The organism is Rhodanobacter sp. DHB23 (assembly GCF_014842975.1).
Lineage (GTDB): Bacteria > Pseudomonadota > Gammaproteobacteria > Xanthomonadales > Rhodanobacteraceae > Rhodanobacter_A.
On the sequence record NZ_JACYXK010000021.1, the window covers coordinates 12,931 to 34,102 of the forward strand.

Annotated in this window: 24 protein-coding genes; 6 read left to right on the forward strand and 18 right to left on the reverse strand. The window is 69.4% G+C overall.

The features are described from left to right. Positions 1-66: 66 nt before the first annotated feature. From IHE47_RS03885 to IHE47_RS03920, 8 genes are all read right to left on the reverse strand, one after another. Positions 67-516: a GNAT family N-acetyltransferase gene (locus tag IHE47_RS03885; protein ID WP_192104457.1), complete on the reverse strand. Its 450-nt coding sequence runs from the start codon at positions 514-516 to the stop codon at positions 67-69. 31 nt (positions 517-547) lie between these two features. Beyond that, positions 548-1,066 (reverse strand): HXXEE domain-containing protein, encoded by a 519-nt coding sequence (locus IHE47_RS03890; protein ID WP_192104459.1) that lies wholly within the window; start codon positions 1,064-1,066, stop codon positions 548-550. 7 nt (positions 1,067-1,073) lie between these two features. Next, the gene (rlmH, locus tag IHE47_RS03895; protein WP_192104461.1) at positions 1,074-1,544 is read right to left on the reverse strand and encodes a 23S rRNA (pseudouridine(1915)-N(3))-methyltransferase RlmH; all 471 of its coding nucleotides are present in this window, start codon (positions 1,542-1,544) and stop codon (positions 1,074-1,076) included. A 427-nt stretch (positions 1,545-1,971) separates the two neighbouring features. Continuing rightward, on the reverse strand, positions 1,972-2,358 hold the full coding sequence (rsfS, locus tag IHE47_RS03900) for a ribosome silencing factor (protein WP_192104463.1): 387 nt from the start codon (positions 2,356-2,358) through the stop codon (positions 1,972-1,974). 75 nt (positions 2,359-2,433) lie between these two features. Beyond that, the gene (locus IHE47_RS03905) at positions 2,434-3,519 is read right to left on the reverse strand and encodes a nitronate monooxygenase (protein ID WP_192104467.1); all 1,086 of its coding nucleotides are present in this window, start codon (positions 3,517-3,519) and stop codon (positions 2,434-2,436) included. A gap of 103 nt (positions 3,520-3,622) precedes the next feature. After that, the gene (locus tag IHE47_RS03910; protein WP_192104469.1) at positions 3,623-3,958 is read right to left on the reverse strand and encodes a pentapeptide MXKDX repeat protein; all 336 of its coding nucleotides are present in this window, start codon (positions 3,956-3,958) and stop codon (positions 3,623-3,625) included. 354 nt (positions 3,959-4,312) lie between these two features. Then, entirely contained in the window at positions 4,313-4,963 is a 651-nt protein-coding gene (locus IHE47_RS03915) for an NrsF family protein (RefSeq protein ID WP_192104471.1), read from the reverse strand. Between the two features lie 5 nt (positions 4,964-4,968). Next, positions 4,969-5,493, reverse strand: coding sequence for a sigma-70 family RNA polymerase sigma factor (locus IHE47_RS03920; RefSeq protein WP_192104719.1), 525 nt, complete (start codon positions 5,491-5,493; stop codon positions 4,969-4,971). Between the two features lie 257 nt (positions 5,494-5,750). Between IHE47_RS03920 and IHE47_RS03925 the strand changes: the two genes are divergently transcribed. The 3 genes from IHE47_RS03925 (at position 5,751) to IHE47_RS03935 (ending at position 8,750) form a co-directional block, all read left to right on the forward strand. Then, the gene (locus IHE47_RS03925) at positions 5,751-7,478 is read left to right on the forward strand and encodes a cytochrome c biogenesis protein CcdA (RefSeq protein ID WP_192104473.1); all 1,728 of its coding nucleotides are present in this window, start codon (positions 5,751-5,753) and stop codon (positions 7,476-7,478) included. Between the two features lie 123 nt (positions 7,479-7,601). Further along, a complete protein-coding gene (gene msrB / locus IHE47_RS03930) occupies positions 7,602-8,219 on the forward strand; it encodes a peptide-methionine (R)-S-oxide reductase MsrB (RefSeq protein WP_192104475.1) in 618 nt (205 codons plus the stop codon). 81 nt (positions 8,220-8,300) lie between these two features. Continuing rightward, a complete protein-coding gene (locus tag IHE47_RS03935; RefSeq protein WP_192104477.1) occupies positions 8,301-8,750 on the forward strand; it encodes a hypothetical protein in 450 nt (149 codons plus the stop codon). 68 nt (positions 8,751-8,818) lie between these two features. Here IHE47_RS03935 and nadD read toward each other — a convergent pair whose 3' ends face one another. The 8 genes from nadD to IHE47_RS03975 all read right to left on the reverse strand — a co-directional run bounded on the left by nadD (position 8,819) and on the right by IHE47_RS03975 (position 17,562). Beyond that, positions 8,819-9,457 (reverse strand): nicotinate-nucleotide adenylyltransferase, encoded by a 639-nt coding sequence (gene nadD / locus IHE47_RS03940; RefSeq protein ID WP_192104479.1) that lies wholly within the window; start codon positions 9,455-9,457, stop codon positions 8,819-8,821. A 181-nt stretch (positions 9,458-9,638) separates the two neighbouring features. Continuing rightward, complete coding sequence (gene holA / locus IHE47_RS03945) at positions 9,639-10,655, reverse strand: DNA polymerase III subunit delta (protein WP_192104481.1); 1,017 nt, start codon at positions 10,653-10,655, stop codon at positions 9,639-9,641. Then, entirely contained in the window at positions 10,655-11,191 is a 537-nt protein-coding gene (gene lptE, locus IHE47_RS03950; RefSeq protein WP_192104483.1) for an LPS assembly lipoprotein LptE, read from the reverse strand. Before lptE ends, holA begins: the two co-directional genes overlap by 1 nt. Before the next feature lie 5 nt (positions 11,192-11,196). Next, a complete protein-coding gene (leuS, locus tag IHE47_RS03955; RefSeq protein WP_192104485.1) occupies positions 11,197-13,917 on the reverse strand; it encodes a leucine--tRNA ligase in 2,721 nt (906 codons plus the stop codon). Positions 13,918-13,990: 73 nt separating this feature from the next. After that, complete coding sequence (locus IHE47_RS03960) at positions 13,991-14,599, reverse strand: PqiC family protein (protein ID WP_192104487.1); 609 nt, start codon at positions 14,597-14,599, stop codon at positions 13,991-13,993. Continuing rightward, positions 14,596-16,281 (reverse strand): MlaD family protein, encoded by a 1,686-nt coding sequence (locus IHE47_RS03965; RefSeq protein WP_192104489.1) that lies wholly within the window; start codon positions 16,279-16,281, stop codon positions 14,596-14,598. Before IHE47_RS03965 ends, IHE47_RS03960 begins: the two co-directional genes overlap by 4 nt. Next, the gene (locus tag IHE47_RS03970; protein WP_192104491.1) at positions 16,274-16,909 is read right to left on the reverse strand and encodes a paraquat-inducible protein A; all 636 of its coding nucleotides are present in this window, start codon (positions 16,907-16,909) and stop codon (positions 16,274-16,276) included. The genes IHE47_RS03965 and IHE47_RS03970 overlap by 8 nt, the downstream gene beginning before the upstream one ends. An 11-nt stretch (positions 16,910-16,920) precedes the next feature. Further along, positions 16,921-17,562: a paraquat-inducible protein A gene (locus IHE47_RS03975; protein WP_192104493.1), complete on the reverse strand. Its 642-nt coding sequence runs from the start codon at positions 17,560-17,562 to the stop codon at positions 16,921-16,923. A 113-nt stretch (positions 17,563-17,675) separates the two neighbouring features. Here IHE47_RS03975 and trxA point away from each other — a divergent pair, with 113 nt between their 5' ends. Beyond that, positions 17,676-18,536, forward strand: coding sequence for a thioredoxin (gene trxA / locus IHE47_RS03980; protein WP_192104495.1), 861 nt, complete (start codon positions 17,676-17,678; stop codon positions 18,534-18,536). Positions 18,537-18,609: 73 nt separating this feature from the next. Next, positions 18,610-19,062: a DUF4442 domain-containing protein gene (locus IHE47_RS03985; RefSeq protein WP_192104497.1), complete on the forward strand. Its 453-nt coding sequence runs from the start codon at positions 18,610-18,612 to the stop codon at positions 19,060-19,062. Positions 19,063-19,148: 86 nt separating this feature from the next. Here IHE47_RS03985 and IHE47_RS03990 read toward each other — a convergent pair whose 3' ends face one another. Next, a complete protein-coding gene (locus IHE47_RS03990; protein ID WP_192104499.1) occupies positions 19,149-19,817 on the reverse strand; it encodes a hypothetical protein in 669 nt (222 codons plus the stop codon). Positions 19,818-19,819: 2 nt separating this feature from the next. Continuing rightward, positions 19,820-20,338, reverse strand: a complete 519-nt coding sequence (locus tag IHE47_RS03995; protein WP_192104501.1) for a sigma-70 family RNA polymerase sigma factor — start codon at positions 20,336-20,338, stop codon at positions 19,820-19,822. A gap of 126 nt (positions 20,339-20,464) precedes the next feature. Here IHE47_RS03995 and IHE47_RS04000 point away from each other — a divergent pair, with 126 nt between their 5' ends. Then, positions 20,465-21,130 carry a DUF502 domain-containing protein gene (locus IHE47_RS04000; RefSeq protein ID WP_192104503.1) on the forward strand — a complete coding sequence of 222 codons (666 nt, stop codon included), beginning with the start codon at positions 20,465-20,467 and terminating at the stop codon, positions 21,128-21,130. Positions 21,131-21,172 lie beyond the last annotated feature (42 nt).

Sequence of the window (21,172 nt, forward strand, 5' to 3'; positions counted from 1 at the left end):
CAACATTGACGTGACCCGTTAATGCCCGTGCCGTGCAACGCACGTTTGCATGTCCAGCAGGCAACCCTACAGGGTCAACCCGTATTCGCGGAACTGCAGGTCGCGCTGCCAGCCCAGCGACTCGTACAGCGCCTGCGCCGGCAGGTTGTCGTGCGCAGTGGAGAGCGACAGGCTGGCCGCGCCCAGCTTCTTCGCATGCGTCGCCGCCGCTTCGAGCAGGGCCTTCGCCACGCCCTGCCGCCGCGCGTGCGCGGCCACGAACAGGTCGTTGAGCAGCCAGGTACGCACCATGCGCACCGAGGAAAACAGCGGATACAGCTGGGTGAAGCCCAGCGCGGTGCCATGCCCGTCGCGCGCCAGCAGGATCTGCGATTCGTTCAGGCGCAGGCGCGCGGTGAGGAATTCGCGCGCACCATGTTCGTCGGACGGCTTGCCGTAGAACTGGCGATAGCCGTCGAACAGTGGCACCAGCGCATCGAGGTCGTGGAGGGCAGCCGGGCGGACAAAGAGGGTCATGGCGGTTTCGCAGTGAAGACGACGACTGAGCCTAGCGCATGCCGCTCCGGGAGGAACGCCCGCCCGGCGCGGCCACCCACCGCTGGCCCAGCCAAAGCAGCGACGCGCCGAAGACGGCGATGCCCAATACCGTCAACGGACCGGATACGGCGAACACGGATGGCTCGACCCGATGTTCGGCAAGCGACCGATACACGAGCCAGCCGCCCAACGGCAGGTTGAACAACAAGGCCGTGGCCGTGCCGGGCGCATACGCACGCAATGCCACCGTCGCGGCGAGATGCGGCAGGAAAACATTCAGGACCATGGCCGCGGCATAGCCCGCGATGAGATACGCGCCAACGCTGTGCGCTCCGCCAACGCCGGCGAGCCACGCGGCGAGCAGCGCAGCAAGCGACAAGACCGCGGCGGCAAACCGGAACGGACCTGCGTCCACGGCCGCCCAACGGAACCTCGGGCGTCCTGGCCATGACGGCAGCAGCCACGCTTCCTCCGCGTTGTGCGCCACCACTCCGAGCGCAAACAGCCAGCCGAGCAGCGGCAGCGACATGGGCGGACTAGGCCCGATGATAGGGGTGCCCCGCCACGATGGTCGTGGCGCGGTACAACTGTTCGGCCAGTACCAGCCGCACCAGCATGTGCGGCAGGGTCAGCGGACCCAGCGACCAGCGCTGGTCGGCGCGCGCCAGCACCGCGGGGGCGTGGCCGTCGGGGCCGCCGATCAGGAAGGCCAGGTCGCGCCCGGCCATGCGCCACGCCGTGAGTTGCGCGGCCAGGTCTTCGCTGGACCAGGTCTTGCCGCGGCCGTCCAGTGCGACGACGTGGCAATCACGCGGCAGCGCGGCGAGGATCGCGTCGCCTTCGTCCAGTATCGCCTTCGCATCGTCGCGGCCCTTGCCGCGTGTGCCGGGCTTCAGTTCGACCAGCTCAAGCGGCAGCTCGTGCGAGAGGCGCTTGCGATATTCGGCGAAGCCTTCCGCCACCCAGGCGGGCATGCGTTCCCCAACAGCGATCAAGCGCGTGCGCATGATCGCTGTTCAACGATAAAAGCCGGCGCGCGGCGCCCGCGTTCGCCTCCTCTCCCCACCGGGGAGAGGATTGAGGAGAGGGGTCGGGGCTGGCGGGGAACACCATCGAAGCGCTTGTCCGCTTCGTGGAAAGGGCTTCGCAAGATTGGCCCCTCTCCCCGCCCCTCTCCCCGGAGGGGAGAGGGAGAAAAGGCCGGCCCGCGTTCGCTTCCTCTCCCCTCCGGGGAGAGGATTGAGGAGAGGGGTCGGGGCTCGTGGGGAAAACCATCGAAGCGCCTGTCCGCTTCGTGGGAGAGGCATCGCAGGATGCGTCCCTCACCCCGGCCCGCTCCCTGGAAGGGAGAGGGAGAAAAGCTGCACCCTTCTCGCCAACGGAAGGGAGAAAAGCTGCGTCCCCTCCGCAAGGGAGTGGAAGGGAGGCGAAGATTCACCCCACGCTCGCCGCATCGGCATCCGGCTCGCGGTCGCCCACCGTCCACAGCCGCTCCAGGCCGTAGAACTCGCGGATGCGCGGCAGCATCACGTGGACGATCACGTCGCCCAGGTCCACCAGCACCCATTCGGCCTCCTGCTCGCCTTCCACGCCCAGCGGCATCACGCCGGCCTTCTTGGCGAACTTCACCACTTCGTCGGCGATGGACTTGACGTGGCGCGCGGAGGTACCGGAGGCGATCACCAGCAGGTCGGCGATGGAGGTCTTGCCGCGCACGTCGATCTCGCGGACGTCCTTGGCCTTCAGTTCTTCCAGCGCAGCAATGACGGTCTTGCGCAGCTCGGCCGTGGAGTCGGTCTTGGTCTTGCGGTTGGTGCTCAAGAGGGGGTGCCTCGATGCGGAATCACGCGCCCGTGCGGCGCGGCGGCAGTATAACGCCCGCCGCTCGCACCGACGTCAATGCGGGGCCAGCGTGCGCCGCGCCAGACGGTATTCGTGCATCAGCCGCGCCACCAGTTCGGTGGCGGGTTGCGGGCGTACCAGGGAGGCCGCCTGGCCGCACCATTCGGAAAGCAGGTCGGCGCGGCCGGTCGCCGCGGCCGCGCGCCGCAAGGGTGCGGTGAGCGCGTTGAGCACGGGATAGGCCGGCAGTTCGCCGGCCGCTTCCTCCATCGCCTCCACGTAGCGGTTGCGCAGGCCGCGCGCGGCGCGGCCGGAGAAGCTGCGGATGGTGGCGATGCGATGGTCTTCCGCCGTCGCCAGGTCGCGCTTCCACGCTTCCGCCGCGATGGATTCGGGACAGGCGAGGAAGGCCGTGCCCAACTGGCTGCCCGCCGCCCCCAGCACTTCGGCGGCGACCATGCCGGCGCCGTCCATGATGCCGCCGGCGGCGATCACCGGCACGTCGCGGCCGCACTCCGCGACGGCGCGCACCGCCAGCGGGATCAGCGCGAACAGGCCGACCAGCGGCGTCTCGCCCGCTTGCAGGAAACCGCCGCGATGGCCGCCCGCCTCGGCGCCCTGCACGCATACCGCATCGGCGCCACGCTCGGCCCAGGCACACGCCTCCGCCGCCGTTGTGGCGGTGCCGATCACATAGATGTCGCGGCGTTTGAGTTCCTGCATCTGCGCCGGCGTCGGCAGGTCGAACGCGAAGCTGGCCACGACGGGCCGCGCCTCGCACAGCGCGGCGAACTGTTCGGAGAAGCGCGGCGCCCAGCGCGTCGGCAGGCTGGTGCGCACGTCGAGTCCCTCGCGCTCCATCAGCGCGTCCAGACGCGCGCGGGCGCGCGCCACGGCGGCCATGTCCGGCACGAAGTCGTCGGGCAGCACGAACAGGTTCAACGCGAACGGGCGCCCGGTGAGCGCGCGCACCTGCGCGGCCTGGTCGAGGATGACCTGCGGCCCGGCATAGCCCACGCCCAGCGAGCCCAGACCGCCGGCCTCCGAGACCGCCGCGGCCAAGGCCGGCGTGCTCGCGCCGGCCATCGGCGCCTGGATCAGCGGGTGTTCGATGCCGAGCTGCTGTGCGAGAGGGGCCATGCGCGGGATCCGTTGCGAGGAGTCGCGCGATTATCCGCCTGCTTCGCCCGCACGGCGTGAAACCCGGCATGGCGGGTGGCTGGCCCGCCATGCCGCCGGCGCATCAGCCGCCGCTGCTCATGGCGTCGCCGGCAGCCGGCTTCATCTTCATCGCGTCGTCCTTCTTCATCGCGTCGTCCTTCTTCATCGTGTCGTCCTTCTTCATCGTGTCGTCGGACTTCATCGCCTTGGATTTCATCGCGCCGGACTTCATCGCGTCCTTCTTCATCATGCCGTCCTTGTGCATGGAGCCCTTCATCGCATCCTTGGATTGCATCGCGTCGTGCGACATCGCCGTGCCTGAGCTGGCGGGCATGGCGTCCTGCGCGAAGGCGGGCGCGATGGCGAAGGCGCCGACGGCAACGGAAAGCGCGAGGGCGGCAAGCGTGCGTGTGTTCATGGGTGGATCCTTGAGTGAGGAAAGGGACGGAAGCGGCCGCGCCACCTCCACCCCCTCCTTCGCCACGGATACGTGAACGGTTACATCAGAGCCTGTTCATGATCTCCAAGCGCCCCGCACCGGGAGCTGTTTGCGCGCAGGGCAAGGAAGAGCGAAGGAGCGGACGTCCGTCCACGACTGAGTGATGACGCCGGCATGCGGGCAAACAGACCCGGCCCCATGGGTTGCCATCGAGTGGCCGCCATGCGGCAGCGCGCGGCTTGACCTGACAGCCAGTCAGGCGCTGCGCCACGCGCCACCACCTGACGACCACTCGATGACAACGCGGGGCACTTGGAGATCGTGAACAGGCTCTCACTGCCGCGACAGCAACCGTCCGCCCATCACGGCATTCGCCGCGACCACGATGCCCACCGCCAGCGCATGCGTGAGCAGGTCGGTGGCGGCCGCATCGTAGGCGTGGCAGATCTCCAGCAGGCAGGCCGAGGCGGAGGCGCTGGCCAGGCCCACCAGCAGCGCGGCCAGCAGCGGGCGCAGCGGGCAGGCGCGGCGCAACAGCCACACCAGCAGGGCTGACAGCGGGATCGAGAAGCCGATGATGAAGACGAGGCAGTCGGCGGACTGGTGCAACGTGGCGATGCTGGTGCCCGGCGCCAGCCAGGTGCGCAGGCAGCCCAGGCCGCTGGCACCGATCCACAACAGCGCGGGCGGCAGCGGCAACCAGGCCCAGGCGCGCGAGCGCCCCGGCACGGCCAGCGTGAACGCGGCCCAGGCCGCCGTGACCGCGGTCAGCACCGCACCGAGCGCGGCCCAGGCGAGATCCGGCGCGCCGGCCCAGCGGCGCAGCATGGGCGCATCGCCATAGTGCGCGAACAGCAGCACCGCGAACGCCGCGACCAGCGCCAGCCAGCCCGCGGTGCGCAGCCACGGCGGCAGCAGGCGCCGCACCGGCACCAGCTCGGCACCGAGCACGTCGATCAGGGCTTGGTGGCGTGGCTCGGACATGGTGCTCAGGGATCTCCATTCAGGCGGCCGCGCAAGGCCTTCAGGGCGCGGTGCAGGTTCACTTTCAGCGCGCCGGTATTGCGGCCGGTCTGCGCGGCGGCTTCGGCCAGCGACTGCTCGCGCAGGCCGAGCTGTTCCACCGCCTCGCGCTGGCCGGGCGGCAGTTGCGCGATGGCTTCGCGCAGGCGGCGCGCCTGCTGGCGGCGCTCGGCATCGTCACTGGCGTCGTCGCGGTCGGGATGGCTGTCCAGCGCGAATTCGTCGTGCAGCTCGCGGCGTCCGCGCCGGCCCTGGCTGCGCAGCGTGTCGATCGCGCGGCGGCCGGCGATCGCGCCCAGCCAGGCGTCGTAGGAGCGCGCGGGATCGTAGGTGTGGCGTACGCGGTGTACCGTGAGCAGGGTTTCCTGAACCACGTCGTCCAGCGCGTCCGCACCCACGCCATGACGGCGCGCCACCGCGCGGACCAGCGCCACCGAATCGGCCAGCACGCGCTCGTAGGCACGCCGGTCGCCCGCCTGCGCGGCGGCCATCCACGCGGCGCGCCGGCGTTCGGCCTGTTCGTTGGCGCTGGCGGGCTCGGCGGACACGGAAACGCGGCAATCCGTTGGCGGGGCGAAGCCGCCATCCCATACCAAGCTGCCATCGGCGGTCAAGAGCGATTTGTCCCATGCTGCGGTTCCATCCGGCGATTCGCCGCATCCATCGCCGCGGTTACCCGTATCGGGTGATGTAACCGCCGGCCCGGCGGCAGCGAATCACCGGCACACACCCACACCGGACCACCATCATGCTTCTGCTGATCCTTGCCTACCTTGGCGGCGTGCTGACCATCCTCAGCCCCTGCATCCTGCCGGTGCTGCCCTTCGTGTTCGCGCGCGCCGACCGCCCGTTCCTGAAGAGCGGCCTGCCGATGCTGGTCGGCATGGCGGCTACCTTCGCACTGGTCGCCACGCTGGCGGCAGTGGGCGGTGGCTGGGCGGTGCACGCGAACCAGTACGGCCGCGCCGTGGCACTGGTAGTGCTGGCCCTGCTCGGCCTCACCCTGCTGTCCAGCCATGTCGCCGAGTGGCTGACGCGGCCGTTCGTGGCGCTGGGCAACAAGCTCAGCCAGCGCACGGACGGCGATGGCGAATCGATCTGGGGCGCGGTGGGCCTGGGCATCGCCACCGGTCTGCTGTGGGCACCGTGCGCGGGGCCGATCCTCGGCCTGCTGCTGACCGGTGCCGCGCTCAAGGGCGCCAGCGTCACCACCACCCTGCTGCTGCTCACCTACGCGCTGGGCGCGGCGACTTCGCTGGCGCTGGCCCTGGCCGTGGGCGGACAGGTGTTCGCGGTGATGAAGCGTTCGCTGGGTACGGGCCAGTGGGTGCGCCGCGTGCTGGGCGTGCTGGTGCTGGTGGGCGTGGGCGCCATCGCGATGGGCGCGGACACCGGCCTGCTCACCCGCGTCTCGCTGGCCGGCACCAATCGCATCGAGCAGAAGCTGATCGACGCCGTGCGCCCGATGCCCGCCGCGGTGGCATCGCCCGCACCAAAGCCCGGCGAGGCATTGCCGGTGGAAGGCACGCTGCCTCCGCTGGCCGGCGCCACCGGCTGGATCAACAGCGGGCCGCTCACGCCGGTATCGCTGCACGGCAAGGTGGTGCTGGTGGATTTCTGGACCTACTCCTGCATCAACTGCCTGCGTTCGTTGCCCTATGTCGAAGCCTGGTACGACAAGTACAAGGACCACGGCCTGGTGGTGATCGGCGTGCACTCGCCCGAGTTCGCCTTCGAGAAGGACCCGGCCAACGTGCAGGCCGCCGTGCAGCGGCTGGGCGTGCGCTACCCGGTGGCGCTGGATTCCGATTACGCGATCTGGCAGGGCTTCAACAACGAATACTGGCCGGCGGAATACTTCATCGACACGCAGGGCCGCATCCGCCACCACAGCTTCGGCGAAGGCGGCTACGCCGAAGACGAGGACGTGATCCGCAAGCTGCTGACCGAAGCCGGCAACGCCAACCTGCCCGGCGGCTACGTGCAACCCGATGCGAAGGGTGCGCAGGCAGCCATCTCCAACGACGACGACCGCTCGTCGGAAACCTACGTGGGTTATGCGCGTGCCGAAAACTTCGCCAGCGGCCAGGTTGCGCACGACGAAGCCTTCGACTACCACGCGCCCGCGCAACTCGCTTCCAACCAGTGGGCGCTCGCCGGCCGCTGGATCGTGCAGCCACAGAGCGCTGCACTGGACATGGCCGGCGGCTCCGTCAGCTACCGCTTCCGTGGCCGCGACCTGCACCTGGTGCTCGGCCCGGGCAGTGATGGCAAGCCGGTGCGCTTCCGCATCACGCTCGATGGCCACGCCCCCGGCGCCGACCACGGCATGGACACTGATGCCGACGGCAACGGCACCGTCACCGCGCAGCGCCTGTACCAGCTGGTGCGCCAGGCCCACGGCAACGGCGAACGCACGTTCACCATCACCTTCCTCGACGCCGGCGTGCACGCTTACGCATTCACGTTCGGCTGAACACGCCCGATGGGAGCGCACCCTGTGCGCGAATGCCCTGGCGCTTGATCGAAGCAAGAGCCATCGCGCACAAGGTGCTCCTACCGGGATCTTCCATTCGCATTCACGTCATCGGAGGCTGCCATGTCCCGCATCGATGAATCCCTCGCGATGGATCGCCGCCGTTTCCTGCGCGCCGCGTTGAGCGGCGGCGCCCTGCTCGCGGTCGGCGGCAGCATTGCGCTACCCCGCCTGCTCGCCGCCGGTGCCGAAGACGGCCTGCCGGCGCTGGTCCACAGCGCACCCGGCGACGTGCTGCTGGAGTGCTACGCCGACGACGGCCACGATCTCGGCGCCTGCCACGTCCAGCGGCTGGTGCTCACAGACGCGCAATGGCGCTCCCGCCTGTCACCGCTGGCTTTCGAAGTGATGCGCCGCGCCGGCACCGAACGCGCCTTCAGCGGCCCGCACGAACGCCCCGCGCAACCCGGCCTCTTCCGCTGCGTCGCCTGCGCCACCGCACTCTACGACGCCGCCACCGAATTCGACTCCGGCACCGGCTGGCCCAGCTTCTGGCGCCCCATCGCGAAACGCAACGTGGTCGAAACCCGCGACGACAGCTTCGGCATGGAGCGCATCGCGATCAGCTGCGCCGGCTGCGACAGCCACCTCGGCCACGTGTTCGACGACGGGCCGCAGCCGACGGGGCTGCGCTATTGCATGAACTCGGTGGCGCTGCGGTTCGTGGCGCGGACAGGGTGAGCGTACGTGGCTTGACGCCACTCTGACGCAACCTGACGATGGCCGCATGGCCCCATGCATTCGGCCCCGGCGCAAACCTGCATGAAACAGATCCTGCTTGTATTGCCATTCCTTGTGGCGGCCTGCGCAACTTCGCCTGGCCACCAGGATGACCTGGCGTCCCAAGTTTCAGGCCTGGTCGACCAGACCACCGAGAAAAACACGGAACAAACGGCATTCGCCGCACTGGAGACATTGGGGTCGCCCGGAGTGCCCTACATGATCGGCCACCTGGACGACATGCGGCCCTTGCCCGAGCGCGACATCAGCCTGGCGAATACTTCGCCAGATGCCTTCGAAGGCATGCGCCACTATTCCCCGGAGACTGTTCACGACGCGCTCGCCGCCATCCTCAATCAAATCACTGGCCAGAGCTTCATCGCCGTGTACAACGGCGCGTCGCCGAGCGAGCGACAGATCGATACGGATCGTTGGCGGAGTTGGTGTGCAGCCAATTTCCCGACGAAAGCTGCCGCTTGTCACGCAAGATGATTCCTGACCATGCGGTTACGGCAAAAACCACGCAACCTGTCTTTCACCGCGTACTCGGCGACAACGCTTCAACGCCGGTAAGGCTGCAACAACGCCGGGTCATCGAACAACCCGCCCGGCAACAGGTAGCGCGGATCGCGCCCCTCGGCGAGCAGCTCGCGGATGCGGGTGGCGGAGACTTCGAGCGGCGTCACCGCGAGTTCGATCAACTTGCCGCAGGACGCCGTGCGCAGCGCCGCCACGTCATCGACGCGTCTGGAGGCGGCTTCCCTCGCCAGCGCCTCGGGAAGCACGGCGTCCACGCCGGGCCGGCTCAGCACGCCGATGTGGGCGCAATCGAACAGCTCGCGCCAGCGATGCCAGCCCGGCAAACCCGCGAAGGCATCGGCGCCCAGCAACAGCACCAGCGGCCGTTCGCCCTGCTCATCGCGCAGTTCGCGCAAGGTGTCGATGGTGTACGAAGGCCCCTCGCGACCCAGTTCGCGTGCATCCAGCGCCAGCCGCGACTGCCCCGCCAGCGCCACGCGCAGCATCGCCACGCGCTCGGCCGCCGAGGCCAGCGGTGCGGGCCGGTGCGGCGGCACGTTCGCCGGCATCAGCCGCACTTCCGCATCCAGCAGCTCCGCCGCTTCCCACGCCACGGAAAGATGGCCGATGTGGATGGGGTCGAAGGTGCCGCCGAAGATGGCGAGTGGGCGCGAGCTCATGGCCATGCCCCGGTGCCTGCAAGCGGTCTGTTGCTTGCGAAAGAGCAGAAGCAAAGGCCCCTCTCCCCCGGCCCCTCTCCCGCAGGCGGGAGAGGGGAGACGAGAGGTTGTCGCGAGTACCGGCTCTTCACCCCGACCCACTCCCCGGCGGGGAGTGGGGGTAAAGCGGGCAGGACGCGAGTCATGCCAGCGTCCGCGCCATCCGCGGCTCGGCCATCGCCGCGATCAGGCGCTCGGCCTCGCGCCAAGGCTCGCCCTGCTCACGCCCCTTGGCGATGCGGTCGATGCGCGAAGCGCGGGCGAGGCAGGCCAGCCAGTGTTCGCGCGGCGCGCGGCGCAGCGCCTTGCGGAACAGTTGCTCGCGCGCCGGCCACAGGCGCTCGGCGCGCGCCTGCGCGGCGAGGTCCGGCGCGTTGGCGAGGCGCAGGGCCAACTGCAGTTGGTTCACCAGCCAGCCCATCATGGCGATCAACTCGTCGCCCTCGGCACGCAGGCCGGCGAGGATGCGCAGCGCGCGCGCGCCTTCGCCCGCCAGCGCGGCATCGGTGAGCTTGAACACGTCGTAGCGGGCGCTGTCGGCGACCAGGCTTTCCATCGCATCGGCATCGATGCGGCTGCTGTCGCCAGCACGCAGCACGGCGAGCTTGTCCACTTCCTGCGCGGCGGCGAGCAGGTTGCCTTCGACGCGCTCGGCCAGCAGCGCCGCGGCGTCGGGCGTGGCGGAGAGGCCGCGCGAAGCGAGCCGCGCGCCGATCCAGGCCGCCCATTCGTTGGGCCGCGGGGCGTTGAACACCACCATGGTGCCGGCGGCGTCGAGCTTCTTGCTCCAGGCGCCGTCGTGCTTGCTGCTCCACTCCATCGCGGTGATCAGCAGGGTGACGTCGGGCGGCGGGTCGGCGCAGAACTCGGTGATCGCCCTGGCGCCGTCCACGCCGGGGCGTCCGGTGGGCAGGCGCAGGTCGAGCAGGCGGCGCGTGGCAAACAGCGACATGCCGGCGGCGGCACGGGCGAGATCGTCCCAGTCGAAATGCTGGCCGGCTTCAAGTACCTCGCGCTCGGCGTAGCCGAGCTTTTTCGCCTGCGCACGCAGCGCGTCGGCGGCTTCCAGCACCAGCAGTTCCTCGCCCGCCAGCAGGTAGACCGGCGCCAACCGGTCGCCGGCCAGCGCCTTCTGCCATTGCGCGGGGGCGAGCGGCATCAGGACTTGCCGGTGCTGCCGGACGCCGGCGCGGCCTGCGGGTGCCGGGCGGCGGCTTCGAGGCGGAACATGATGGCCTGCACCGTGTCGTCGACCAGGCTGGCCTGGAGCTGCTGCACTTCCGCGGCGTTGCCCACGGTGTCGGTGGAGTCGTAGCTGTATTCGTGCTGCAGGTCGATCCTCTGGTGCGGCACCAGGGTCGTGCCGTCGCCGCCGGCGAGGTCGAACTCGGTGTGCATGCGCACCGCGTATTCGGTAATGCGCACGTAACCGCCCTGGGTCAGCGACTGCGTGCCGAACGACGCCACCGGCACGCGCAGCTCCGCGATGCCGGGACCGCCGTTGTCCTCGACCGTGACATGGGCGTTCTCCAGCGCGCGGCTCAGCTTGCGCTGCAGGTCGCCGTTGCCGTTGACCGTGAGGTGCACGCGGCTCATCGCCGGCGGCAGCGCGGCACTGCGGCGCAGGTGGAAGCCGCAGGCGGAGAGCGCGAGGGCTGCGGCGGCGAGCGGCACGGCACGGAGCATGCGGTTCATGGGTTTCATCCTGCGACGATGTTGACGATCTTGCCGGGCACCACGATCACCTTGCGCACGGCGAGATCCTTGAGGAAGGCCGCCACGTGCGGCTGCGCCAGCGCCAGCGCCTCGGTCTCCTCCTTGCCGGCGCTCGCGGGCACCTCGATGGTGCCGCGCAGCTTGCCGTTGACCTGCACCGCGAGGGTCAGACTGTCGCGCACCAGGGCGCTTTCGTCCACGACCGGCCAGGACTGGTCTTCCAGCACGGCCTCGGCATGGCCGAGCACCTGCCACAGGTGGTGGCTGACGTGCGGCACCACCGGGTTCAGCAGCAGCACCATGGTTTCCAGCGCCTCGTGGCGCACGGCGCGGCCCTGCTCGCCCATGTCGGCGAACTTGTTCACCGCGTTGAGCAGTTCCATCAGCGCGGCGATGGCGGTGTTGAAGGAATGGCGGCGGCCGAAGTCGTCGCCCACCTTCTGGATGGTCTCGTGCAGTTGGCGACGCAGCGCCTTCTGCCCGGCATCGAGCTGCGCGGGGTCGACCACGCCTTCGGCGTCACCCCTTCCGCCTCCGGCACCTTCCCCTGCTTGCAGGGGAAGGGAAGCGGAGTGGCCTGCGGCCACGCCACCGATACGGGGGTGATCGGGCTGCGCGGCGTGCGTGGTGACCTCGCGCCAGAAGCGGCGCAGGAAGCGCGCCATGCCTTCCACGCCGGCCTCGTTCCACTCCAGCGACTGCTCCGGCGGCGCCGCGAACATGGAGAACAGGCGCACCGTGTCGGCGCCGTACTTGCCCACCATCGCCTGCGGGTCGACGCCGTTGTTCTTGGACTTCGACATCTTCTCGGTGCCGCCGATCTTCACCGGCTGGCCGTCGGCCTTGAGCAGCGCGCCGACCACGCGCGCCTTGTCGTCGCGCTGGATCTCCACGTCGGCGGGATTGATCCAGTCCTTCGAACCGTCGGCGTTGTCGCGGTAGAACGTCTCGGCGATCACCATGCCCTGGCACAGCAGGTTGGTCGCCGGCTCGTCCGAGCTCACCAGCCCCGCGTCGCGCATGAGCTTGTGGTAGAAGCGGAAGTACAGCAGGTGCAGGATGGCGTGCTCGATGCCGCCGATGTACTGGTCCACCGGCAGCCAGTAGTTGGCGCGTTCATCCACCTGCGCGTCCGCGCCCGGCGAGGTGTAGCGCGCGTAGTACCAGCTCGACTCCATGAAGGTGTCGAAGGTGTCGGTCTCGCGCTCGGCCGGGCTGCCGCACTGCGGGCAGGCGCACTTGCGCCACTCGGGGTCGGCCTTGATCGGCGACTGCACGCCGCTGAACGCCACGTCCTCGGGCAGCACCACCGGCAACTGGTCCTCCGGCACCGGCACCGCGTCGCACTTCGGGCAATAGATGACGGGGATCGGGCAGCCCCAGTAACGCTGGCGCGAAACACCCCAGTCGCGCAGGCGCCAGTTGACGCGACGCTGGCCCTTGCCCTCGGCTTCGAGCACGCCGGCGATGTAGTCGAAGGCGGCGCGGTAATCCTTGCCGTCCATCGCGCCGGAGTGGACCACGCGCATGTCTGCGCGGGTCTTGTCGCCGTACCACTCCTGCCACTTCGCCGGGTCGTAGGCCTCGTCGCCCGCGGCGATCACCTGCTTGATCGGCAGGCCGTACTTGTGCGCGAACTCGAAGTCGCGCGCGTCGTGGCCGGGCACCGCCATCACCGCGCCGGTGCCGTAGCCCATCAGCACGAAGTTGGCGACCCACACCGGCACCTTGTCGCCGCTGACCGGGTGGATCGCGTACAGGCCGGTGGCCATGCCGCGCTTTTCCTGGGTTTCCAGCTCGGCTTCGGAAACGCCGCCGTGCTTCAGCTCGTCGAGGAAGGCGGCGAGCTGCGGGTTGTCCTGCGCGGCTTTCAACGCCAGCGGATGCTCGCCGGCGATGGAGACGAAGGTGACGCCCATCAGCGTGTCCGGGCGCGTGGTGAACACGGTGAGCGGCTCGCTCTCGCCTTCCACCGCGAAGTGGATCTCCAGGCCCTCGCTGCGACCGATCCAGTTGCGCTGCATGGTCTTCACCGCGTCGGGCCAGCCGGGCAGCGTGTCCAGGCCGTCCAGCAGTTCCTGCGCGTAGTCGGTGATGCGCAGGAACCACTGCGGGATCTCGCGCTTCTCCACCACCGCGCCGGATCGCCAGCCGCGGCCGTCCACCACCTGCTCGTTGGCGAGCACGGTCTGGTCCACCGGATCCCAGTTCACCACCGAGTTCTTGCGGTAGGCCATGCCCTTCTTCATCAGCCGGGTGAACATCAACTGTTCCCAGCGGTAGTAGTCGGGGCGGCAGGTGGCGAACTCGCGGCTCCAGTCGATCGCGTAGCCCAGCGACTGGAGCTGGCTGCGCATGTGTTCGATGTTGGCGTAGGTCCACTTAGCCGGCGCGGTCTTGTTCTTGATCGCGGCGTTCTCGGCGGGCAGGCCGAAGGCGTCCCAGCCCATCGGTTGCAGCACGTTCCTGCCCTGCATGCGCTGGAAGCGGCTGATCACGTCGCCGATGGTGTAGTTGCGCACGTGGCCCATGTGCAGCGCACCGCTGGGGTACGGCAGCATCGAGAGGCAGTAGAACTTCGGCTTGCCCGGGTCTTCCTTCACCTCGAACGCGCGCTGCGCGCTCCAGTACTGCTGGGCGGCGGATTCCACCGCCTGCGGCTGGTAGTCGATGTCGTTCTTGCTGGCTTCTTGGGCGTCTTGCATTGGGTCTGGAGCGGGCTGCCGGGAGAACGGATCAGATTAGCAGAATGACCGCCGTTTCCCGCCGGCGGCGGCCTCAATCGGCGGGACAGGTTGGCCGGTTGCCGGCCTCGTAGGCCCGTGCCGCACCGGCGATGTCGCGGGCCAGCGCGGCCAGCGCCCGCTGGTGGCCGCCCACCAGCGCGTCATAGCCGGCGCCGACCCGCTCGCTGGCCATGCTGACGCAGGAAAACGCCTCCTGCCCGCCGGAAGTACCGGCAAGGCGCAGGCTCCAGGCCGCCTCGACCAGGGCATGGTCGCCAGGCACCGATTCGAAGCGGCGCACGTCCAGCGTGATGCGCAGGCGCGGCTGGCCGTTGCCTGGCAGGCCGCCCACATCCGCCACGCCCAGCAGACCGGCCAGGTCGGCGGACAGCGCGCCGCGGATCTCGTCGCCCAGCGGGGCGATCCAGCGCTGGCCATCAAGTGGCTGCATGCCCTGCCCGCCCGTGCGCACCACCAACTGCGGCACGTCGACCTGGGCGGGCACGCCCACCGGCGCCAGTTCGAACGGATACGGCGCGGGCGCGATGCGCACGGCGGGGCCGCCCTGCGTCGTCAACGTGTAGTAGTGCATCGGCGCGGAGGCACAGCCGGCAAGGCCCAGCGCGAGCGCGCCGGCGAGTGTCCAATGGCGCAGGCTCATGGCTGGCTCCTGTTCGGTTGGGCGGCCGGCGGCTTCGGCGCGGCCGGCGCGGGATCGGCCTGGCGGCCGCGCAGCAGCGCTTCGGGATGCACGCCGAGGTAGTCGGTGAGCACGCGCAGCGAGCGCATCGTGCGCTGCAGCTCCTGCATCGTGCTGCCCAGGTTCTGCTGCAGCGGCGAATCGGCGGAGAACGCGTCGTTCGCCGCGCCCAGCGTCCTGCGCGCGTCGTGCAGGGTGTCGTTGAGCGACGGCAGGGTCTGGCCGTTCACCTGCTTGAGGGTGGCGTCGAGGCTGGCCAGCGAGTCGTTGAGGTGGTTGCCGATCTGGTCGAACGGGATCTTGTCCAGCTTGCCCACGATGTCGGCCATCTGCTCCTGCAGCTTGTCGAAGCTGCCGGGCGCGGTGGGGATTTCCAGCGGCCGCGCATCGGGGTCGTAGCTGGCCTTCGGCGCATTCGGCAGGAAGTCCATCGCGATGTAGAGCTGGCCGGTGAGCAGGTTGCCGGTGCGCGCCTGCGCGCGCAGGCCGTGGCCGACCAGGGTGCCGACCATGTGCGAGATGTCGGCGTTGTCGCCGCGCTGCCTGGCCAGCGCCACCAGCTTGTCGTGCGCCTGGCCCAGCCGCTCGGGGTAGATCACGGCGCCGACGATGAACGGGAAGCGGTGGGCCTTCTCGTCGTAGTCCATGCGGATCGACACCACCTTGCCGAAGTTCATCCCGAGGAATTCCACCGGCGCGCCCACCGCCAGCCCGCGCAACGACTGGTCGAAGCGCATGCGGATGTAGTGCGGCTCGCCGTCCGGCGGCGCCATCGCGGAGGCCTGGTCGGCGAACAGCTGGAAACCGGCGCCGTCGGCCGCGGGCGCGCTGTCGTGCGGCCCGGTGGGGTCCTGGAAGGCCACGCCGCCGGCCAGCACGGTGGCCAGCGACTGCGTGTTGAGCTTGAGGCCGTCCGCGCCCAGCGACACGTCCACGCCGCTGGCGTTCCAGAAGCGTGTGGAACTGTCCACGTAGCGATCGTTCGGGCTGTCGATGAACACCGCGAAGGTCACGCCCTTGCCGTCCTTGTCCAGCTGGTAGGACACCACGCGCCCCACCTGCATGCGGCGGTAGTAGACCGGCGAGCCGATGTCCAGCGAGCCAAGGTCGTCGGCATGCAGCACGAAGCTCCTGCCCGGCTCGCCGTGGGTCACCGCGGGCGGGGTTTCCAGGCCCTTGAACTCGTCCTGCGGTGCCTCCGAGTTGCCGGTGTCGGCGCCGATGTAGGCACCGGAGAACAACGTGTCGACGCCGGAGACGCCGCCCAGCCCGATGCGCGGGCGCACCACCCAGAAGCGGGTGCCCTGGGTGGCGAACGACTTCGCGCTCTTTTCCAGCGCCACCTTCACCAGCACGTGGCTGCGGTCGCCACTGAGGCGGATCCTGGTCACCTTGCCGATCACCACGTCCTTGTACTTCACCGGCGTCTTGCCGTCGGCCAGGCCCTGCGCGGTCTGGAAGCTGATGGTGATCTCCGGCCCGGCCTGCAGCCACGCGCTCACCACCAGCGACAGGCCCACGACCGCGGCCAGGATCGGCACCAGCCAGATCAGCGAGGCGTTGGTGCGCCGCTTGCGCAACACCGGGCGCGGCAAGGCGTCGCCACCGGCCGGCAGCGGTGCGCCGGGTTTCTCGTCAGTCATCGGAATCTTCCTTGCCGTCCCAGATCAGCCGGGGATCGAAGCACATCGAGGCGAACATGGTCAGCACCACGGTGAGGCCGAAGAACACCACGCCGGGCAGCGGCTCCACCAGGCTGAAGTAGCCGAAGCGTACCAGCGCGGTGAGCAGCGCCACCACGAACACGTCCAGCATCGACCAGTAGCCGACCAGTTCCACCAGCCGGTACAGCTTCGCGCGCTGGCGCCGCGCCCAGTTGCTGCCGCTGCGGCAGCTGATCAGCAGCGTGCCCAGCGCCAGGAACTTCAGCATTGGCACCATGATGCTGGCGCAGAACACGATCACCGCCAGCCCCGGCGAGCCCTTCACCCACAGCTCCACCACGCCGCTGAGGATGGTGTTGTCGTCGATGTCGCCCAGGCTCGCCGTGCGCATGATCGGCAGCACGTTGGCGGGGATGTACATCAGGAACCCGGCGATCAGCAGCGCCCAGGTGCGCGTGTACGCCGCCGGCTTGCGCCGGTGCAGGGTCGAGCCGCAGCGCGGGCAAGCCTGGATGTCGCCGTCCGCGTCCACGGCGCGGCATACCTGGCCGCAGACATGGCAGCCGATCAGGCCCAGCTCCGCGGCGCGCGGCAAATGTCGGCTCATGGCCTCCTGGCTCATGGCGACTCCCCGCGCGTCTCGTCCCACAGCCGGGTCAGGTCCACGCCCGCGAACAGCGTGATCAGCAGCATCAACCCCGCATACGCGTAGATGCCGGGATCGGGCAGCACGTCGAAATACAGGTGCGCCTTGACGATGGACACCAGCGCGCCCAGCACGAACACCTCGCTCATCGTCCACGGGCCGAGGTGGTGCAGCGCCACCATCAGCCGGCGGAACCCCGGCGCACGGCGGCCGCTGCGCGCATACAGCAGCAGCCAGCCCAGCATGAAGATCTTGCACAGCGGGAACACGAACAGGGTGAGCGCCGCCAGCACCGCCACCACCTGCGAATGGTCCAGCCACATGGTGTGGATCACGTCCCACAGCGTGGCGTCCACGTACTGGCCATTGAGGCCCAGCGTCACGATGGGCCACAGCGTGGCCTGCACGAACACCACCAGCGCGGTCAGGATCAGCGCCAGCAGGGCGTTCGCGCCCATGCCGCGGCAGCGCTCCAGCACCGCGCCGCAGCGCGCGCACTCGGCCACCTCGCCCTTCGCCAGCGGGCCGCGGCGATGCACGGTGTCGCAGTGTTCGCAGATCAGCAGCGGCTGCGTCGCCGTCTCGTCGAGTGCATCCGGTGGGGACAGATCCATCCACTGATTCTCGCAAATCCCGCCGCCACGCGGGCGGTGCGGCGTGGGCTTGATATGCTGGCGCGCGCCCTCCATTTCATCAGCCTTCATCCATTCCCCGAACGGAATCCGCCGTGACCGACGCCACCCTCGACCACGTCTTCGACGTCACCGAACAGAACTTCGAGAGCGAGGTCATCAACGCCTCGCTGGACACGCCGGTGCTGGTGGATTTCTGGGCCACCTGGTGCGGCCCGTGCAAGACGCTGGGCCCGCTGCTGGAACAGCTCGCCGCCGAGTACAAGGGCGCCTTCCGCCTCGGCAAGGTGGACGTGGACGCGAACCAGCAGCTGGCCGCGATGTTCGGCATCCGCAGCGTGCCCACCGTGGTGCTGGTGAAGGACGGCCAGATCGCCGACGGCTTCGCCGGCGCGCTGCCGCTGGGCCAGCTGCGCGAATTCCTGGATCGCCACGTGCAGCCGCTGGAAGGTGGCGAGGCCGAGGCCGTCGACACCCCCGCCGAAACGCCGGAGGAGGCGATCAACCGCCTGCAGCAGGCGATCGCCGCGGAACCCGGACAGGCCGAACTCAAGCTCGATCTCGCCGTGGCGCTGGCCCAGGCCGGCCACAGCGACGCCGCCGCCAGCGAACTCGACGCGCTGCCTGCCAACCTCGCCACCGACGCCCGCGCGGTGCGCCTGCGCCACCAGCTCGATCTGGCGCGTTCGCTGAAGGACGCCCCTGCCCAGGCCGAGCTCGAACAGCGCATCGCCGCCCATCCCGCCGACTGGGAGGCGCGCGACCTGCTGGGCGTGCGCCTGCTGCTGGGCAGCGACCCCGCCGCCGGCCTCGAGCAGTTCCTCGCCATCCTCGAGAAGGCCCGCGACTGGAACGACGGCGCGGCGAAGAAACGCCTGATCGCCGCCTTCGCCACGCTGGACGATGCGGACCTGGTGGGTCGCTACCGCCGCCGCATGGCCTCGCTGCTGTTCTGATTCCCGCGGCCTGACTGGCCGCCGCCAGAACATACGCTAAAGTACGGAACATCTCCCGCCACTCCGTACCCGCATGCGCGCATCCACCTTCCGCCGGCTGCTGAACCTCTGGCCGCCGTTCCTGTTCAACAGCATCCGCGTGCAGTCGCTCAGCGAGGACTACACGCAAGCGAGGATCGTGCTGCGCCTGCGCCCGTGGAACCGCAACTACGTCAGGAGCCAGTTCGGCGGCAACCTGTTCGCGATGGCCGATCCATTCTGGATGCTGCTGGCGATGCACCGGCTCGGCCCCGACTACTACGTGTGGGACAAGGCCGGCAGCATCGACTTCGTGGCGCCCGGCCGCGAGGACGTCTACGCGCATTTCCACCTGGACGAAGCCACGCTGGACGAATTGCGCGAAGCCGCGGCCGACGGCGGGAAAGTGCTGCGCTGGTTCGAGAACGACATCACCACCGCTTCCGGCGATGTGGTCGCCCGCGTGCGCAAGCAACTCTACGTGCGGCTGAAGCCGAAGGCGCGTTGACCCCTCGACTCCCCTCCCCCGCTTGCGGACGCGGGGAAGGGCCATGGATGGCCCTGCCTTGGGGAGCGTGGAAGAGGGGCCGGGGGTCACTCCCGCTCGAAACTCGCCACCTCCGCCAGCGCCTCCTCGGCCTTGACGATGGCGCTGCCCGCCAGACCGTTCTCCAGCCAGCGGCCATGGCCCAGCCTGCGCACCACGTGACGCGCCAGGAACACCGCGCCGACCCCGACGCCCACCGACAACGCCATCCACGCCAACACGTGGTACTGGACGTGTTCCCAATTCAGCTTTATCCCCAAGCCATCCGCTTCGTACTGCACGTACATCAGCAGCGCGGGTATCCAGATCACGCCGCCCAGCACCGCGAACGCCGGCGCCTCCACCCTCACCCGCCATGCGCGCATCTGCGCGAGACGCCGCTGGATTTCCAGCACGGGCGCGGCGTAGTCGATACCCTGCTGCATCGCGAGCAGGCGCGCGGAAATGACCAGCGCCAGCGTGCCGAGCGCCTGCATGACGACGCCGCAGGCCACGTTCTGCCATGCCGTCGCATGCGTGGACCAGAAGCTGATGCCCCACAGCATGACGGCGATGCCGAACACGATCTGCAACGACTGCCCCCACACCAGCGGCCGCAGGTGGCGGCGCAGGCGGTCGGCCCGCCCCTGGCGGAACAGTTGCTCGTTCAACGCGTTCTGCCGCTCCAGTTGCTGTCCCAGCGTCTGCCACGCCAGCTTCATTTCGTCGAGTTCCATGGTCATGCTCCGGTGGTGGCCGCGGCGGTCATCCGGCCGCGCAGCCTGTGCTTGATGCGGTTGATCTTGGTGGCCACGTTGGTGGCGCTGATGCCGAGCACGTCGGCGATCTCGGCGTAGCTCCGGTCTTCGAGGTACAGCAGGATCAGCGCGCGGTTGAGCGCATCCAGCTCGCCGATGAAGGCGTGCAGCGCGGCCACGCGCTCGTCCGGCTCCGCGGCGGGTTCGCCCGCGATGGTTTCCAGGTGCGCCTCGTCCAGCGGCTCGAAGCGCCCGGCCTCACCACCCGTGCGGCGCAGATGCGAGATCGCCACGTTGAGCGCGATGCGGTACAGCCACGTCGAGAACTTCGCCTTGCGCCCGTCGAAGGCCGCGAAGGACCGCCACAGCTGCGCGCCGATCTCCTGCGCCAGGTCCAGCCGCTCCTCGGCGCCGCGCGCATAGACGCCGGCCACCTTGGACACGATGCCCCGGTGTTCGCGCCACAGCGCCTCGAAACGTTGCTGGTCCGCCTTGCCCATGACTGCCCGTATTCCCCGTCGTTGCCCAATGATTCGCACGGGCGCGAGAAAAATCACAGCCATCCGCCAACGGATCGAAACCGTTGCCTACAATGGCCTGCCCTTTCCCCAATGCTGCACACCGCCATGCCCCCACTCCGCGTCAAACGCTATCTGATCACCGGCCTGCTCACCTTCCTGCCGCTGTGGGTCACCGTGCTGGTGTTCAAGTTCGTGCTGGGCCTGCTGGCCGGCATCGGTGCGCCGCTGGTGGCGGCGCTGACGGAGGCGCTGGGGCTGGTGGCGCCGCATGCCGCCGACACGCTCAACCGGAGCGGACTCATCTTCGTGCTCGCCCTGCTGCTGACACTGGGCGGGCTGTACGCGGTTGGCTGGCTGGCGAACCGGGTGATCGGCAAGCGCCTGCTGGATGCCTTCGATGCGCTGCTGCAGCGCATCCCGCTGGTGCAGACGATCTACGGCGGCACCAAGAAGCTCACCGCGGTGCTGCAGAACAAGCCCGGCGGCACGCAGCGCGTGGTGCTGGTGGACTTCCCGCGGCCAGGCATGAAGGTGGTGGGCTTCGTCACCCGCACCCTGATCGAGGAAGGCAGCGGCCGCGAGATGGCGGCCGTGTTCGTCCCCACCACGCCCAACCCCACCGGCGGTTATCTGGCCATGGTGCCGATGGGCGAACTCACGCCCACCGACTGGACGATGGACCAGGCGATGGCCTTCATCATCTCCGGCGGCGCGGTGGCGCCGGACGGCAACCTGCCCGCCCCACCCCGCCTGCCCGATCACGCACCCTGACCGCAGGAGCGCACCCTGTGCGCGAATGCTTTTGCTCCGATC

What these genes read in the sequence shown, in the direction of transcription:
- IHE47_RS03885 (WP_192104457.1), bottom strand. Translation starts at nt 516, where the DNA reads ATGACCCTCTTTGTCCGCCCGGCTGCCCTCCACGACCTCGATGCGCTG.
- IHE47_RS03890 (WP_192104459.1), bottom strand. Translation starts at nt 1,066, where the DNA reads ATGTCGCTGCCGCTGCTCGGCTGGCTGTTTGCGCTCGGAGTGGTGGCG.
- rlmH (WP_192104461.1), bottom strand. Translation starts at nt 1,544, where the DNA reads ATGCGCACGCGCTTGATCGCTGTTGGGGAACGCATGCCCGCCTGGGTG.
- IHE47_RS03905 (WP_192104467.1), bottom strand. Translation starts at nt 3,519, where the DNA reads ATGGCCCCTCTCGCACAGCAGCTCGGCATCGAACACCCGCTGATCCAG.
- IHE47_RS03910 (WP_192104469.1), bottom strand. Translation starts at nt 3,958, where the DNA reads ATGAACACACGCACGCTTGCCGCCCTCGCGCTTTCCGTTGCCGTCGGC.
- IHE47_RS03915 (WP_192104471.1), bottom strand. Translation starts at nt 4,963, where the DNA reads ATGTCCGAGCCACGCCACCAAGCCCTGATCGACGTGCTCGGTGCCGAG.
- IHE47_RS03920 (WP_192104719.1), bottom strand. Translation starts at nt 5,493, where the DNA reads ATGGCCGCCGCGCAGGCGGGCGACCGGCGTGCCTACGAGCGCGTGCTG.
- IHE47_RS03925 (WP_192104473.1), top strand. Translation starts at nt 5,751, where the DNA reads ATGCTTCTGCTGATCCTTGCCTACCTTGGCGGCGTGCTGACCATCCTC.
- msrB (WP_192104475.1), top strand. Translation starts at nt 7,602, where the DNA reads ATGTCCCGCATCGATGAATCCCTCGCGATGGATCGCCGCCGTTTCCTG.
- IHE47_RS03935 (WP_192104477.1), top strand. Translation starts at nt 8,301, where the DNA reads ATGAAACAGATCCTGCTTGTATTGCCATTCCTTGTGGCGGCCTGCGCA.
- nadD (WP_192104479.1), bottom strand. Translation starts at nt 9,457, where the DNA reads ATGAGCTCGCGCCCACTCGCCATCTTCGGCGGCACCTTCGACCCCATC.
- holA (WP_192104481.1), bottom strand. Translation starts at nt 10,655, where the DNA reads ATGCCGCTCGCCCCCGCGCAATGGCAGAAGGCGCTGGCCGGCGACCGG.
- lptE (WP_192104483.1), bottom strand. Translation starts at nt 11,191, where the DNA reads ATGAACCGCATGCTCCGTGCCGTGCCGCTCGCCGCCGCAGCCCTCGCG.
- leuS (WP_192104485.1), bottom strand. Translation starts at nt 13,917, where the DNA reads ATGCAAGACGCCCAAGAAGCCAGCAAGAACGACATCGACTACCAGCCG.
- IHE47_RS03960 (WP_192104487.1), bottom strand. Translation starts at nt 14,599, where the DNA reads ATGAGCCTGCGCCATTGGACACTCGCCGGCGCGCTCGCGCTGGGCCTT.
- IHE47_RS03965 (WP_192104489.1), bottom strand. Translation starts at nt 16,281, where the DNA reads ATGACTGACGAGAAACCCGGCGCACCGCTGCCGGCCGGTGGCGACGCC.
- IHE47_RS03970 (WP_192104491.1), bottom strand. Translation starts at nt 16,909, where the DNA reads ATGAGCCGACATTTGCCGCGCGCCGCGGAGCTGGGCCTGATCGGCTGC.
- IHE47_RS03975 (WP_192104493.1), bottom strand. Translation starts at nt 17,562, where the DNA reads ATGGATCTGTCCCCACCGGATGCACTCGACGAGACGGCGACGCAGCCG.
- IHE47_RS03985 (WP_192104497.1), top strand. Translation starts at nt 18,610, where the DNA reads ATGCGCGCATCCACCTTCCGCCGGCTGCTGAACCTCTGGCCGCCGTTC.
- IHE47_RS03990 (WP_192104499.1), bottom strand. Translation starts at nt 19,817, where the DNA reads ATGGAACTCGACGAAATGAAGCTGGCGTGGCAGACGCTGGGACAGCAA.
- IHE47_RS03995 (WP_192104501.1), bottom strand. Translation starts at nt 20,338, where the DNA reads ATGGGCAAGGCGGACCAGCAACGTTTCGAGGCGCTGTGGCGCGAACAC.
- IHE47_RS04000 (WP_192104503.1), top strand. Translation starts at nt 20,465, where the DNA reads ATGCCCCCACTCCGCGTCAAACGCTATCTGATCACCGGCCTGCTCACC.